Origin of the sequence: Bradyrhizobium sp. PUT101 (assembly GCF_052043945.1) — a bacterium.
Classification (GTDB): Bacteria; Pseudomonadota; Alphaproteobacteria; order Rhizobiales; family Xanthobacteraceae; genus Bradyrhizobium.
In genome coordinates this window covers 67,138-82,103 of record NZ_CP197207.1, presented here as the reverse complement: position 1 = coordinate 82,103, position 14,966 = coordinate 67,138, and the positions used below count along the sequence as shown (strand labels likewise).

Here is a 14,966-nt window from a genome sequence, read left to right as displayed (position 1 = left end):
TTGACTCTTCCCTCCAGCTATTGTCCGGCAGCTCTCATATGAATTCGCTCGGACTGCGACTGATAGGCGGCAGCCTCGTGCGTGGACACCAGGGCCAGCCGAACCGCGACGTTCTTGTGGTAGGGCGTACCCGCGATAGGATCGCGGTTGCCGCTCTCGGTGAGCAGATTGATGCGGGGCCCATTGATCAAGCGCTCTCCGTCCGGCGCAGGATACGCCTGACCGTAGCCGTGCGGGAGCGCGAGCTGCCCATTGCGCATGCCGTCGTCGACCTTGCAGCGCACCACGAGCCGGCCAACCACCGACTCGACTGCGATCCAATCGCCATCTTGCGCGCCCAACTGGCTCAGATCGCTTGAATTGATCAACAAGGCGCCGTCCGGATCCTCGCGACGCCACGCGGGATCGCGAAAGATCTGGTTGGCATTGAACATGCGGCGGCCACCAGCCGCCAGCATGAACGGGAACTCCTTTGGCGCGCCCGCGGCTTGCGGATCGAGACGCGCCAACCATTCCAACATCTGGGGGACGACCAGTCGAACCTTGCGATCCGAATGGCCGATCAATGACCAGACCTCGTCATAGTCGTGGCGTGTAATGGCCGTGCCCTGCCGGGCGGACACGATCGTATCGAACAGGAGGTCGCCGAGCTGATGATCCGCCACGTCGTCCGATGCGCCGATCGCCCGCCGCACCGCTTGCGGTGTTCGTTTCGCGCAAGCCAACGCCGCGCCCCACAGCGGAGCCGCGGCCGCCGTGCCGTCCGGAAGCGTCTGCCCCAGCGTGTGATACAGCACGAGGGCAGCCACTGCCCTAGGATTTTCTGCAACGAAGGCACGAAAGGCGGTGGCGAACTCGGCTCGCGAGCGCCGCGCGGCCTCGCGCAGGGGTGCGAGCGCATTGTCACCCGGTAGAAGCCCCAGGGCAATGGCAAGCCCCGTGTAGATCTCAGGCTCCGGCAAAGTCCCGGCGAGTGGCGGCAAGGCGGCCGCACGAACATGGAAATAGTTCGTCGGAAACTCGAAGTTGAACAAGGTAAACTCTGTTTTCTCAAATTGCGAAGACGCAGGGAGAACATAGTGCGCGAGCCGCGCGGTTTCGGTCATCGCAACGTCGACCACGACACATAGGTCGAGCGAGCGCAGCGCACGTTCTACAGCCTCGGTGTTTGCTGCCGTGTTGGCGGGGTTGGAACTGTCGACCCAAGCGCAACGCAACCGGTCGGGATGGTCATTGAGCACCGCTTCAGGAAAGATGTTGGGAGGCAACAGTCCCCCAATGATCGCGTCGCCAGTCGGCGCAAACGTCTGGTTCGGTGAGTTGCCCCACAGTGGTTGAAGCCAGCTATGCAATTGGTTTGTACCTTTCCGGCCGAAATTTCCGGAAAGCATGATCAACAGCTTCTCGAGATAGGAGCTGAGTGTCGAGTTGATGCCTTGCTGGATGCCAAGCTCGACCCGCACCACCATGGCCTTCGCGGCCGCAATCATCGCGGCACAATGCTCCAGATCCGCGATCGAGATATCGGCGGCTGCCGCCCATTCCTCGACGGGAATGTCTAGTAAGGCCTGCCTCACTTCTGCGAAGCCGATCGTGTGCTCCTCAATGAACGTGTGGTCGATCCGATCGGACCGGACTAGCGTGGCCAGCAATGCGCCAAGGAGAAACGAGTCCGTGCCGGGGCGGACCGCGAGATGCAGATCCGCCATTTCCGCGGTTTCGGTTCGCCGGGGATCAATGACGATCAGCTTGCGTGCAGGATCCTTGCGGATTTGATTGAGATGGTCGCGCGCATTGGGGAAGCCGTGCGCGATCCAGGGATTTGCACCGATGACAAGGAGGAGATCGCAATGATGTACGTCTTCGGCGGTATGGCACGTCTGGCTGCCGAACATGTGGCCATTGATCCAGAAGTCGCCGGTTTTTTCCTGCGAAAGCGCGTTGAACACGCTGCGCGAACCCAACGCGCGCAACAATCCGCTGGCGTAGGCGCCGCCGGCGTGGTTGCCCTGCCCGCCTCCACCATAAAGAGCGATACTCTTGCCACCATATCTGTCGACGATATCTCGCAGCCGCTCGGCGATTTCCGCGATCGCCACGTCCCACTCGATCTCGTCAAATCCGCCGTCGGCGCGACGACGCAGCGGAGACGTGAGCCGATCCTTGTCATTCGCATAATATGGAATTCGAGTCGCCTTGTTGCACAGGTATCCCTGTGATTTCGGACTCGAACGGTCGCCGCGCACTTTCTCCAGGCGACTGTCATCCACCCAAACTTCGATCCCGCAATTGATGTAGCATAGATTACATGCTGTCTTGAGCCACTTTCCGGCCGTCATGGTGACCTCCCTGATATTGCTATTTGTCGCAGCGCATCGTCCTTGTCGCTCTGCGCCGAGGCTTTTGAATCCGGCCAGAGGCAGTCATGCGTCCCGCCACGAGAATGCCGTCGGAAAGCTTGCCAGCACCAACGGCACGCGACAGCACGATCGATCCAACCAGGGTTGCGATAGTGCCGGTTGCGATTTGGCGGGCTTGTCGAGGTGGCTCATCGGGAAGCAGCTCGACAAAGACATCGATCATCTTCTCCAGCTTGGAGGCCAGGGCTTGCTGCTCGCTCGAGCCCGATCGACCGACATCGACAGCCAAGGTTGGAAGAGCGCAACCATGTTTGGGATTGTCGCGATGGCGGGGACTAAGATAATCGGCAATCAAGGTCTCGAAGCGCTCGTCGTCGGCCTTCCCGTCGGCCAGCTTTTTCCAACGCGCGGTGGTCTGGTCCATTGCGAAGCCTATCGCCTCGCCAACAAGCGCTTCACGAGAATCGAAATGGTTATAGAAGCCGCCATGCGTCAGACCCGCAAGCTTCATCAAGTCGACCACACTGAGCCCTTTGGCGCCCTTCTGGCGTAAACCGTAAGAGGCATTTTCGACTATCCGACGGTAAGTCCGACGCCTGTGGTTCTCTCCGTAACGCATCGCCACTCCGTTGCAAGCTCCCAAGAGGACCGGCTGTACGACCGTACTCGCCCCCTCCGAACAGTTCTGGAACCGCAGTTCCTGGAAGCCTGCGGCAAGATTTCATTGCAATGCCTGCCATGTTATATGACTATCATCATATCACAATAGACATCAGCAGGAGAACCCGCCATGGCCGCCGCATCCGATCCCATCGTCATTCTTTCCGCCGCGCGCACGCCACTTGGGCGGTTCATGGGCGAGTTGTCGTCCCTGAGCGCCCACAAGCTCGGCGCTCACGTGATTGGCGCAGCGCTGGAGCGGGCGAAGCTGGCGCCTGAAAAGATCGACGAGGTGTTCATGGGCAATGTGCTGCCGGCCGGCCAGGGCCAGGCCCCGGCACGCCAAGCCGCCCGCGGCGCCAAGCTGCCGGACGCCACTGGCGCCACGACCGTAAACAAGGTCTGCGGTTCCGGCATGAAGGCGACTATGCTCGCTCATGACATCATCAGCGCCGGATCAGCGGAGATCGTGTTGTCCGGAGGAATGGAGAGCATGAGCAATGCTCCCTATCTGCTGACGAAAGCGAGGGGTGGCTATCGCGCCGGGCACGACCGGATCATCGATCACATGCTGATGGACGGGCTGGAGGACGCCTATGAGACCGGGCGCTCGATGGGCGATTTCGGCGAGGCGACCGCGGAGGCCTATCAATTCACCCGCAAGGACCAGGACGCCTACGCGATCGAGACGTTGACCCGCGCGCGCAAGGCGGTCGAGGGCGGCGCGTTTAACGCCGAGATCGTGCCAATCACACTATCCGAAAAGGCCGGGCCGCGGATCATCGCCAATGACGAGCACCCGCTCAAGGTCGATCCCGCCAAGATCCCGGGGCTGAAAGCCGCGTTCCGCGCCAACGGCACCATCACGCCGGCCGCCTCCTCCGCCAATGCCGATGGCGCCGCAGCCCTCATTCTCGCAAAGCGCTCGCTCGCGGATCGCGACGGCCTCCCTGTGCTGGCCGAGATCAAGGGCCACGCCACCCACAGTCAGGAGCCGCAATGGTTCACCACGGCGCCGATTCCGGCCATTCGCAAGCTGTTGGATAAGATCGGCTGGAGCGTCGGCGATGTCGATCTGTTCGAGATCAACGAGGCCTTTGCCGTGGTGGCGATGGCGGCGCAGAAGGATCTCGGCATCCCCAGGGAGAAACTGAACGTCAATGGCGGCGCTTGCGCGCTCGGTCATCCGATCGGTGCCACCGGCGCGCGACTAATTGTGACGCTATTGCATGCGCTCGAAGCCCAAAACCTCAAGCGGGGCGTGGCTGCACTCTGCATCGGTGGTGGCGAAGCTACCGCCATCGCGATTGAGCGCGTTATCCGCCGATAGCACGGACAATCGCTATAAATGGCCCGGCGAGCAGCGCCAATCGCGACGCTCGCCGTATAATCTGCCTACCCCCTATTACCGCGAAAGATCAAATGGCTGACCAGTGCGAAGCAATCGAGTCGGCGCCGCCGAGTGTTAATATCTCCGGCGCGCTGCCGATTGCAATCCTTTCCCTCCTGGCCGCCATGGGAACGCTTGCGACCAACATTTTGCTGCCTTCGCTGCCACAAATTGCAATCTCACTGAATGTTACGAGCGCGGCGGTCACGTCCGCCATCACCGCCTTTCTTGCAGTGTTTGGGCTGGGCCAGCTTCTGGTCGGGCCGCTTTCGGATCGCTACGGAAGACGCTGGCCGGTCCTGATCGGATTTGCCGTGTTCTTTGGCGGCAGTGTTTGGTGCGGTTTGGCGAACGATTTATCTAATCTCCTGGCCGGCCGCATCGTGCAGGCTGCCGGCGCTTGCGCGACATCAGTGCTGTCTCGCGCCATCGCCCGCGACATGTTCAGTGGCGCGGCGCTGGCACGCGCGATGGCGCTGATCATGATCGTGATGTCGGCAGCTCCCGGATTTTCGCCGCTGCTTGGCGGCGCACTCGATCACAGCTTTGGCTGGCGCTCCGAATTCGCGCTCGTCGCGGCGTTCGCCGCTGTTGGCGCCATTGGCTACGGCATCGTCCTCGGCGAAACCCACCATTCGACCCGCACTCCGCTCAATCCGGCCGCTATCGTCAGGACCTATGCTGGCCTTTTTGGTGATCGTCGTTTCGCTATCCCTGCCGCAACCGGGAGCCTGATCATAGGCGGCTTGTTCTCGATGTTTTCGGCTGCACCGCGCTTATTCATCGAAGCGCTGCACTTCACGCCGATCCAGCTCGGCCTCTTCTTCGCTGGCACTGTCTTTATCGTATTCGCCGCCGGTATGCTGGCGACGAGATTGGCACCACGCTACGGACTCGATGGCCCGATTCGGGCAGGCTTGTGGGCGACGGCGGCCAGCAGCCTTGCGATCCTGCTCATCTCGATGGTCAGCCCGACCTTCCTGCCATTTCTAGGCGCGATGAGTGTATTTCTCCTCGGCATGGGCATTGTCAGTCCATTATCCACCGCGCGAGCGCTCTCTCCATTCGGGGAGAAAGCCGGGGCGGCGTCGGCGCTGCTGGGCTTCTCGCAAATGATGACTGCCGCAATCGGCGTATGGCTTGCCGCCACGGTGTCGCATCAAGCCATGTTGGCGCTGGGCATCGTGTTGAGCACGTTTTCTCTGCTGGCTCTTTGCCTGTACGCGCGGCGCCCGGGGTCTTGATTAGTTTCAATCAAGTGCCGTGGAATTCCGGTTTGCTGCTGCCAGGCGGCCGCTTCATCTCAAACATGTTTTCCGTCCTGACCTCGAGGTAATCTCCACCACGGCCGGCGCGCAGAATGGGACGCGCAAGTGCCGTGTTGTAGACGCCGTCCTCGATCAAGGACTTGTCGATGTATACCGCGACGACCTCGCCGAGAACGAACCACCCTTCGACTTTCTCGCCGCGCGCATTCGCCAACTGAGAGACGTCGACGACCTTGCATTCCATTGCCGCCCTGCTCTCGCCGACCCGCGGCACAGCGACGTTTCGCCCGGGTACTGGCGTCAGCCCTGCTGCTTCGAACTCGCTCACGCCGTGATCGAGAGGCGCCGCAGTCGCGTTCATGCGCTCGCCCAGATCCATCGTAACCAGATTCCAGACAAACTCCCGGGTCTCGCTGACATTCTTGACGGTGTCCTTCCATGAAATAGAGGAGAACCCGATGATTGGAGGGTCGTAGAGAAACGCATTAAAGAAGCTGTACGGAGCAAGATTCAGTTGCCCGGCCGCATTCCGCGATGAAATCCAGCCAATCGGACGCGGCGCGACGATCGCGTTGAACGGATTGTGCCGGAGTCCGTGGCCCTTCGAAGGCTCATAGTAGTGGAAGTCGGCCGGATCCATACGTTCTCCTTCCCAAGGCTGCCGACGGTCGGCCGCTCGCCAGTCGAGCCTGATCGATAGTAATCAACGCACGCACGATCATGCGTGCGCAAGCGCGTCAAAGCATACGGTAGCAGCACAAGGGACCGGAAGCGCTTACGCAATTGCGCGGGCGACAGCCGGCCTGTGCTCGGCACCATCGAGGAACCCGATCAGACGCTCCCGGATGATCTGCTCGGCCTCCATCATGATGCGGTCGATCAGCTCCTTCACCGTCGGGATGTCGTGGATCAGTCCGACCACCATGCCGCAGCTCCAGGCGCCGGCGTCCATGTCGCCGTCGACCATCACCTTGGGGTAGACACCCGCCACCTGCTCGTGGATGTCCTCGATTTTCAGCGACGCCCCTTTCTCGCGCTCGACCTCGAGCAGGTGATCGACACCCTTGTTCTTCAGCACGCGCTCGGTGTTGCGCAGCGCACGCATCACCAGCACCGTGTCGAGCTCGGTGGCTTCGACCAGGGCCCGCTTCACGTTGGCATGGACGGGCGCTTCCTTGGTTGCGACGAAGCGGGTCCCCATGTTCATGCCGGCCGCGCCCATCGACAACGCGGCGACGAGGCTGCGCGCATCCGCCATGCCCCCCGAGGCCACGAACGGAATCTTCAGCTCATCCGCCGCGCGCGGCAGCAGGATCATGTTCGGGATATCGTCCTCGCCGGGATGGCCGCCGCATTCGAAGCCGTCGACGCTGACGGCGTCGCAACCGATCCGCTCGGCTTTGAGCGAATGCCGCACCGAGGTGCATTTATGGATCACCTTGATGCCGGCGGCCTTCAGCGCCGGCATGTACTGCTCGGGACTGCGTCCGGCGGTCTCCACCGCCTTGACGCCGCCTTCCTTGATGGCAGCGATGTACTCCGGATAAGGCGGCGCGGTGAAGCTGGGCAGGAAGGTCAGGTTCACGCCGAACGGCTTGTCGGTCATGTCGCGGCAGCGCGCGATTTCCTTGGCCAGCAACTCCGGGGTCCGCTGGGTGAGGCCGGTGATGATGCCGAGACCGCCGGCGTTCGACACCGCGGCTGCCAGCTCGGCAAAGCCGACGTAATGCATGCCGCCCTGGATGATCGGATGCTGGATCCCGAACAGTTCGGTAATTGCTGTCTTCACGTGCGCTTCTCCGCTTTCCGGTCAGTTGACGATTTCGAACAGGCCGGCCGCGCCCATACCGCCGCCGATGCACATGGTCACTACGCCGTACTTTGCCTTGCGCCGCCGGCCCTCGATCAGGATGTGCCCTGCGAGCCGGCTGCCCGTCATGCCGTAGGGATGGCCAATCGCGATCGAGCCGCCGTTGACGTTGAGCCTGTCCGGATCGATGCCGAGCTTGTCGCGGCAGTAGATCACCTGGACCGCATAGGCTTCATTCAGCTCCCAGAGATCGATGTCATCGATCTTCAGGCCGTGCCGCTTGAGAAGGCGCGGGATGGCCGCGACCGGACCGACGCCCATTTCGTCCGGCTCGACACCGGCGGCGACGAAGCCGCGGAAGATGCCGAGCGGCTTCAGGCCCTTCTTGGCGGCGATCTTGTCGCTCATGACCACACAGGCCGACGCACCGTCGGAGAGCTGGCTGGCGTTACCCGCCGTGATGGTCTTGCCCTCGAACACCGGCTTGATCTTCGCAAGGCCTTCCGCCGTGGTCTCGGGGCGCGGGCCTTCATCCTTTGACAGCGTCACCTGCTGATAGGTGACCTCCTTGGTGTCCTTGTTGACGACGGCCATCCTGGTCGTGATCGGGACAATCTCGTCATTGAAGCGACCGGCCTGCACCGCGGCACCGATACGGCGCTGACATTCGAGGCTGTATTCGTCCTGCCGGTCGCGGCCGATCTTGTAACGCTCGGCGACGATCTCAGCGGTGTCGAGCATCGACATGTACATGTCCGGCTTCATCGCCATCAGCTCGTCGTCGACCGCGTGGAATCTGTTCATGTGCTCGTTCTGCACCAGGCTGATCGATTCGATGCCGCCTCCGATTGCGATCTCGACACCATCAAGCATGATCGAGCGTGCCGCGACCGCTATGGCCTGCAGGCCGGATGCGCACTGCCGATCGATTGTGGTGCCGGCGACCGTGACCGGCAGGCCGGCACGAATCGCCCCCTTGCGTGCGACGTTCATCACCATGGTGCCCTGCTGCATCGCGCAGCCCATCACCACGTCCTCAACCTCGCCGGGCTCGATGCCCGCGCGCCTGACCGCTTCGGCCATCACATGACCGGCCATGGTCGGTCCCTCGGTGTTGTTCAATGCACCCCGATAGGCCTTGCCGACACCGGTACGGGCGGTGGAAACGATAACTGCCTCTGTCGTCATGCTTGCCTCTTTTGTTACGCAGCCGCGTCGAGCTGCACATAACGCAGCAAGTGGTGTGCGGGATCGCCAAACTGGATGTTGATGGAGGAGATTCGCTTGAAGTAGTGGCCGACATTCAATTCGTCGGTCATGCCCATGCCGCCATGGAGCTGCACCGCCTGGTCGGCAATGAACCTGCCGGCATAGCCGATCTTCGACTTGGCGCCGGACGCTAGGCGGGAGACGCCGCTCTCGCCGGCGCCGAGGCTGAGATTGAGATGCTGCATCAGGGAGAGCGCCTCCTGATGAGCGATGAACATATCGACCATCCGGTGTTGCAGCACCTGGAAGCTGCCGATGGTGACGCCGAACTGCTTTCGGGTCTTGGAGTATTCCAGCGTCGCGGAGTTCAATTCGGCCATGGCGCCGACTGCCTCGGCGCAGAGCGCGCCGACGGCCCGGTCACGGCAAGCTTCCAGCAGGGCGACGCCCTCGCCCTCGCTGCCGAGCAACTCGCCGCGCACATCGCGGAAGGTGATCTCCGCGGCACGGCGGCCATCGATGGTCTTGAAGCTGCGCAGATCGAGATTGGCCGCCCGGGCGTCGACGACGAACAGGCTGACGCCGGCGCGATCGTCGCGCTTGCCGCCAGTCCGGGCGGAGACGATGAGATAATCGGCCCAGGGCGCGGCGATGACAGCGGTCTTCTCACCACTGAGGATGTAGTCCTTGCCGTTGCGCCGCGCCGCAGTCGCGACATTGGCAAGATCGAAACGCGCGCCCTTTTCCGTCCAGGCCAGCGCCCAGATCTTCTGTCCGGCGATGATATCGGCAATCAACGCCTGCTTCTGCTCATCTGTCCCTGCATGCTCGATCAAGCCGCCGGCCAGAACGACGGTTTCGACGTACGGCTCCACGACGAGGTGACGGCCGAACTCCTGGGCGACGATCATGATGGAGAGTTGACCGCCACCAAGGCCGCCGCTCTCCTCGGAAAACGGCGCGGCGAGCAGGCCGAGCTCCGCAAAAGCACCCCACTGCCTGCGGCTCCAGCCCTCTTCGCCGGCGACGATCTTGCGGCGCGCCTCGAAGCTGTATTTGTCCCGCAGCATGCGCTGTACGCTGGAGCGCAACAGTTCCTGCTCTTCCGTGAACTGGATGTCCATCCGATCCTCTTGTTGCGCTGTTGCTAGAGACCGAGCACCGCTTTGGCGATGATGTTGCGCTGGATTTCGTTCGATCCGCCGTAGATGCTGAGCTTGCGCGCGTTCAGGTACTTCTCCGTCGCGGTGCGACCGTAATCGGGACCCGGCATGAACTGGTTTGCGCTCAGCGGCTGCTCCCGAAGCGCCAGCCCGTAATTTCCGATGGCACGGTGCGTCAGCTCAGTGATCCCCTGAAAGATCTCGGTGCCGCGGATCTTGAACAGCGAGGCCGCAGGACCCGGATCGATGCCGCGCGCCATCTGGGCAATGACGCGCAACTCGGTCGCCTCGAGCGCAAGGACGTCGAGCTCGATCCGGCCGATCTCCTTGCGGAATTCGAGATGGGCCGGGTCGTCCGCTGCGATCTCCGCCTTCACGATCTTCTTCAACCGATCGAGATAGCGCGTCGACCGGCCGATCCCGGCCATGCTGGTGCGCTCATTGCCCAGCAGGAATTTTGCATAGGTCCAGCCCTTGTTCTCCTCGCCGATCAAATTCTCGACGGGGACGCGGACGTCCTCGAGGAAGACGTCATTGACCTCGTGCGATCCGTCGATCGTGATGATCGGACGCACCTTCACGCCAGGCGACTTCATGTCGATCAGGAGGAACGAGATGCCGGCCTGAGGTTTTGCGCCCGCATCTGTGCGCACCAGGCAGAAGATCCAGTCGGCGTGCTGGGCCAACGTCGTCCAGGTCTTGTGGCCATTGACGATGTAGTGGTCGCCGTCGCGCACGGCCTTGGTCCGTACGGTGGCGAGGTCCGAGCCCGAGCCCGGCTCGGAATAGCCCTGGCACCACCAATCCTCACCCGAGAGGATCCGCGGCAAGAACTTCTGCTTTTGCGCGTCGTTGCCGAAGGTGTAGATGACCGGACCAACCATGGTGACGCTGAATGCCAACGGCGGCAGCGTCCCGGCTCGGCTCGTCTCCTGCTCGAAGATGAAACGTCGAGTAAGCGACCAGCCGGGGCCGCCATATTCCTTGGGCCAGAGCGGCGCGATCCACCCCTTCTTGTAGAGAATGCGGTGCCAGAGCAAGGATTGCTCCTTGGTCAGGTCGGTCTCCGGATTGGGGACCCGCATTTCCTTCGGATAGTTTTCGGCAATGAAAGCGCGCACCTCATCACGGAAGGCTGCGTCTTCAGGAGACAATGCAAGTTCCATCGAGCGCGTCCTACCACTTCTCACCGAAGGGGCGGATTTCCAGCTCGAAGGTCCAGGCGCTCTTCGGCTGCTGATAGAGCTGCCAATAGGACGTCGCGACCGAGGCCGGCGGCATCAGCGCATCGGGATCGTCGAGTGCATTGGGCCCGAGTGCTTCCAGGCGACGCTGCCGAACCCACTCGGTGTCGACACCGGAATCGATGATGAGGTGAGCGACATGGATATTCTTCGGGCCGAGTTCGCGCGCCATCGCCTGCGCCACAGCGCGCAGCCCGAATTTGGCACTGGCAAAGGCGGCATAGCCGCTGCCACCGCGCAAGGAAGCGGTCGCACCGGTGAAGAAGATGTTGCCTTGACCGCGCGGCAGCATCAGCCGGGCCGCCTCGCGCCCGGCGAGGAAGCCGGAGTAGCAGGCCATCTCCCAGACCTTGCGGAATACGCGCTCGGTCGTGTCGAGGATCGGGAAGTTGACGTTGGCACCAATGTTGAAGATGCAGACCTCCAACGGCGCGTGCTTGTCGGCGTCGTTCAGGAAAGAGATGATCTCCTCCTCCCTGCGCGCGTCGAGCGAACGGGCCTGAATCTCGCCGCCGGCGGCCTCGATCTCCTTGACCAGCGGCGTCAGCTTGTCCCCGTTGCGGCGGCCGGCGAAGACGGTAAAGCCCTCGGAGGCAAACTTCTTGGCGATCTCGCCGCCGATGAAATCGCCGGCGCCGATCACGGCGACGGTTGCATTTCTCTTTTGCAAGGAACTTCTCCCGGTTAGGTTAGGCGCACTGTGTGCGAAGCTGTTCTATCGACTCTGGAACGTGGATCACGGTGCGTTTGAGCCAGACCACAACGATGGGGATTTCGCCATCGCGCTGATCGAGGCTACCATGGCCACGGCGCAGTCCTCGATCGGCGCGATTTGGTCCAGGGCTTTGGCAAGATGGCTGCCGGTCGATTGCTCGATGCGGCCCGACAGACCGGAAAGCAGTCGGATCGAGACCGAGTGCTTGCGACAGCTTCGCCACGACTAACCGCCTCCCGACTGAAGAACATCGGCGCCATTTTCAGCATTGCGCCTCGCTGCGAAACATGCGTTCTTTTTTAGAACTCGTCAATCGATATTTTGTTATTGTGGTCGGATCAGGAAACGGCAAGTTCGCTGCCCCATTCAGAGGCTCTCGAGAACCCCGTTTACAACGCGGCTTTGAGACGGTACCGATAGCGTATCAAATAAGAACTTATGGGAGAGGCGAGCATGGGAGAAAGTCGCGGAGTCGCGATGCTGGTCGGCGCGGGCGATGCCATAGGTGCAGCCGTTGCGCGGCGGTTTGCCAGCGGCGGGTACACTGTTTGCGTCTGCAGACGCGATGCGGCCAAATCCCAAGCGCTTGTCGATGAACTGAGGGCCAAAGGCCAGGGCATCCACGCCTTCAGCGTCGACGCCCGCCAGGAAGCGGAAGTTCAGAAGCTGTTTGCGGATGTCGAACGCGAGATCGGGCCCATCGAGGTCTGTCTGTTCAATGCCGGATCGAACGTCAACAAGCCCCTGTTGGAGACCACGGAGAAGCTCTTCTTCAAGGCTTGGGAGCTGGCCTGCTACGCCGGGTTCCTGGTCGGACGTGAGGCCGCGCGCGTCATGCTTCAGCGCGGACGCGGCACCATCTTTTTTACCGGCGCGACCGCAAGCATCCGCGGCAGCAAGGGGTTTGCCGCGTTCTCATCGGCAAAATTCGGCCTCCGCGCGCTGGCCCAGGCCATGGCGCGCGAGCTTGGGCCCAAGAACATTCATGTCGTCCATCTCATCATCGATGCCGGCGTCGATAGCGAAGCCATTCATCAGCGCATGAAGGCGGCCAAGGGGATCGAGGCCAGCGAGATACCTCCCGACAGCCTGACCAAGACCTCCTCGATTGCCGAAGCCTATTGGTTTGCCCATCAGCAAAGCCGCGATGGCTGGACCCATGAACTCGATCTTCGCCCCGCTGTAGAGAAATGGTGACATGAGCGATAATCCAGACCTCACTTTGTGGGGCGTCGGGACGAGCCGCACAGTTCGCCCACACTGGGCGATGCACGAGCTCGGCCTGGCCTACAAGATCAAACCGATCGGCCCGCGGACGGGTGAGACCAAGACAGCCGAATATACCAGGCTCAATCCGCGCCAGAAGATTCCGTTGCTGCAGGACGGTGACTTCCGCATCGGCGAAAGTGCGGCGATCGTCGCTTATCTCTCGCGCATGTACTCCACGCCGGAACGTGCATTGATCCCGGAATCCACCCGTGACTATGCCGCGTGGCTGGAATGGTGCTTCTTCATCGTCACCGAGCTCGACTCCACCAGCCTGTACGTGATGCGTCGTCACAGCGCCGATGCGCTCGGCCCGATCTACGGCGTCGCGCCGGAGGTCGTAGCTCAAGCCGCGGAATATTTTCGGGCGCAGCTGCGCCATGTCGAAGTCGCGCTGGCAGACGGCCGACATTTCCTCATGGGCGACCGCTTCAGCAGCGCCGATATTCTGCTGACGACGTGCCTGGATTGGGCAGTCGCATACGGTGTCGGCATTTGCGACAATGCCCAGCCCTATCTCGCGCGTATGCGAAACCGGGAGGCTTACCAGCGCGCGGCTGCAGCGAATGTTCCGCAGACACCGATCACGCCGATCCCTGCCGAGGCTTGAGAGCCGATCCGAACCGCGCGAAGCGCTTTGGCCTATCCGGCCACGCGCAGCGTGCGTGCAGCGATCATATCGTCGATCGCGTCATCATCGTAGCCAAGTTCGCGCAGCACCTCGCGCGAGTGCTCTCCGACGCGAGGGGCCGGCCCGCCGATGGCAGCCTGGTTGACCTCGAAGCGGGCCGCGGGCTTTGGCTGGCGCACACGGCCGACCTTCGGCTGGTCGAATTCCGCGATGATCCCACGCGCCACCACCTGCTCATTGTGAATGATTTCGCCGCGCCGCAGGATAGGCGCGCAAGGGACGTCCGCGGCATCCAGACGCTCCAGCCATTCAGCCGTGGTGTGCTGACCGATATATTCCGCCATCTTGTTGATGCGCGCCGTGGCGTTGACCGAGCGCGCTGACGGGGTCGCAAAGCGGGGGTCCTTGGCAAGCTCGGGATCGCCGGACGCGCGGCAGAAGCCCTGCCATTCGGAATCGGAGATGGTGCCGGCCGTGATGTAGCCGTCACTGGTCTTGAACACGAGATCCGGCCGATCATTCGGATCGGCGGCAGCGGCCTCGGCTCCAACCACCGTGTACTGCATCATGCCTTCCGGCCAGAGATAGGAAATCATCGCATCCAGCATCGCCACCTGGATATGATCCCCCTGCCCGGTTTTCTCGCGCGCATAGAGTGCGGCCGCCACCGCCTGCGCGGTGAACACGGCTGTGGTCTTGTCGCACACGATGGTGCGGATCATCTGCGGGCGGTTGGTGACCGGCTGCGACTGGATATCGGCAAAGCCCGAGAGGCCCTGAATGATCGGATCGTAGACGCGCTTCTTCACGTAGGGTCCGGTCTCGCCGACGCCGCTGATCGAGACGTAGATCAGGCGTGGATGCCGCCGGCGCAGCTCTTCGACGCCGAGGCCGAGGCGCTCCATGGTGCCCGGCCGGAAGTTTTGCACCAGGACATCGGCCTGCGCGACCAGCTTGGCCAGGACCTCGCGCCCGGCCGGGCTCTTGACGTCGATCGAGAGCGAGCGCTTGCCGCGGTTTGACGAGATGAACAGCGCTGAGAACTCGCCGTCCTTGTCGATGGTGGCCCGACTGCGACGGGTGATATCGCCGCCGATCGGCTCGATCTTGAGCACGTCGGCGCCCTGATCTGCCAGAAACATGGTCGCAAACGGGCCCGACACCACGCCGGTCAGATCGAGGACACGAACGCCGCCAAGCGGACCAGCCATTTCACTCTCCCTGGATCTTTTTTCTGCCAACGGGCCGAG

13 protein-coding genes are annotated in these 14,966 nt (G+C 62.3%); 4 read left to right on the top strand and 9 right to left on the bottom strand.

What is annotated here, in order from left to right:
- Positions 1-17: 17 nt before the first annotated feature.
- Both ACSHT2_RS00305 and ACSHT2_RS00300 read right to left on the bottom strand, forming a co-directional pair.
- Positions 18-2,339, bottom strand: coding sequence for a molybdopterin-dependent oxidoreductase (locus ACSHT2_RS00305; RefSeq protein ID WP_440639852.1), 2,322 nt, complete (start codon positions 2,337-2,339; stop codon positions 18-20).
- Positions 2,340-2,358: 19 nt separating this feature from the next.
- A complete protein-coding gene (locus ACSHT2_RS00300; protein WP_440639850.1) occupies positions 2,359-2,979 on the bottom strand; it encodes a TetR/AcrR family transcriptional regulator in 621 nt (206 codons plus the stop codon).
- 171 nt (positions 2,980-3,150) lie between these two features.
- Between ACSHT2_RS00300 and ACSHT2_RS00295 the strand changes: the two genes are divergently transcribed.
- Together ACSHT2_RS00295 and ACSHT2_RS00290 are read left to right on the top strand one after the other, a co-directional pair.
- A complete protein-coding gene (locus ACSHT2_RS00295) occupies positions 3,151-4,350 on the top strand; it encodes an acetyl-CoA C-acyltransferase (RefSeq protein WP_440639848.1) in 1,200 nt (399 codons plus the stop codon).
- A 92-nt stretch (positions 4,351-4,442) separates the two neighbouring features.
- Positions 4,443-5,654 carry a multidrug effflux MFS transporter gene (locus tag ACSHT2_RS00290; protein ID WP_440639846.1) on the top strand — a complete coding sequence of 404 codons (1,212 nt, stop codon included), beginning with the start codon at positions 4,443-4,445 and terminating at the stop codon, positions 5,652-5,654.
- A gap of 10 nt (positions 5,655-5,664) precedes the next feature.
- Here ACSHT2_RS00290 and ACSHT2_RS00285 read toward each other — a convergent pair whose 3' ends face one another.
- The 6 genes from ACSHT2_RS00285 to ACSHT2_RS00260 form a co-directional block, all read right to left on the bottom strand.
- Positions 5,665-6,318: a flavin reductase family protein gene (locus ACSHT2_RS00285; RefSeq protein ID WP_440639844.1), complete on the bottom strand. Its 654-nt coding sequence runs from the start codon at positions 6,316-6,318 to the stop codon at positions 5,665-5,667.
- 135 nt (positions 6,319-6,453) lie between these two features.
- Positions 6,454-7,467 (bottom strand): NAD(P)H-dependent flavin oxidoreductase, encoded by a 1,014-nt coding sequence (locus ACSHT2_RS00280; RefSeq protein ID WP_440639842.1) that lies wholly within the window; start codon positions 7,465-7,467, stop codon positions 6,454-6,456.
- Between the two features lie 21 nt (positions 7,468-7,488).
- Positions 7,489-8,676 carry an acetyl-CoA C-acyltransferase gene (locus tag ACSHT2_RS00275; protein WP_440639840.1) on the bottom strand — a complete coding sequence of 396 codons (1,188 nt, stop codon included), beginning with the start codon at positions 8,674-8,676 and terminating at the stop codon, positions 7,489-7,491.
- Positions 8,677-8,690: 14 nt separating this feature from the next.
- Positions 8,691-9,821, bottom strand: coding sequence for an acyl-CoA dehydrogenase family protein (locus ACSHT2_RS00270; RefSeq protein WP_440639838.1), 1,131 nt, complete (start codon positions 9,819-9,821; stop codon positions 8,691-8,693).
- A gap of 23 nt (positions 9,822-9,844) precedes the next feature.
- Positions 9,845-11,026 (bottom strand): acyl-CoA dehydrogenase family protein, encoded by a 1,182-nt coding sequence (locus tag ACSHT2_RS00265; protein WP_440639837.1) that lies wholly within the window; start codon positions 11,024-11,026, stop codon positions 9,845-9,847.
- Between the two features lie 10 nt (positions 11,027-11,036).
- The gene (locus ACSHT2_RS00260; protein ID WP_440639835.1) at positions 11,037-11,774 is read right to left on the bottom strand and encodes an SDR family oxidoreductase; all 738 of its coding nucleotides are present in this window, start codon (positions 11,772-11,774) and stop codon (positions 11,037-11,039) included.
- A gap of 498 nt (positions 11,775-12,272) precedes the next feature.
- On the opposite strand from ACSHT2_RS00260, the gene ACSHT2_RS00255 reads away from it, so the two are divergent.
- Together ACSHT2_RS00255 and ACSHT2_RS00250 are read left to right on the top strand one after the other, a co-directional pair.
- On the top strand, positions 12,273-13,016 hold the full coding sequence (locus ACSHT2_RS00255; protein ID WP_440639833.1) for an SDR family NAD(P)-dependent oxidoreductase: 744 nt from the start codon (positions 12,273-12,275) through the stop codon (positions 13,014-13,016).
- 1 nt (position 13,017) lies between these two features.
- Positions 13,018-13,695, top strand: coding sequence for a glutathione S-transferase family protein (locus ACSHT2_RS00250; protein ID WP_440639831.1), 678 nt, complete (start codon positions 13,018-13,020; stop codon positions 13,693-13,695).
- Between the two features lie 32 nt (positions 13,696-13,727).
- Here the strand turns inward: ACSHT2_RS00250 and ACSHT2_RS00245 are convergent, their stop codons facing one another.
- Positions 13,728-14,927, bottom strand: a complete 1,200-nt coding sequence (locus ACSHT2_RS00245; protein ID WP_440639829.1) for a CaiB/BaiF CoA transferase family protein — start codon at positions 14,925-14,927, stop codon at positions 13,728-13,730.
- Positions 14,928-14,966: the final 39 nt, after the last annotated feature.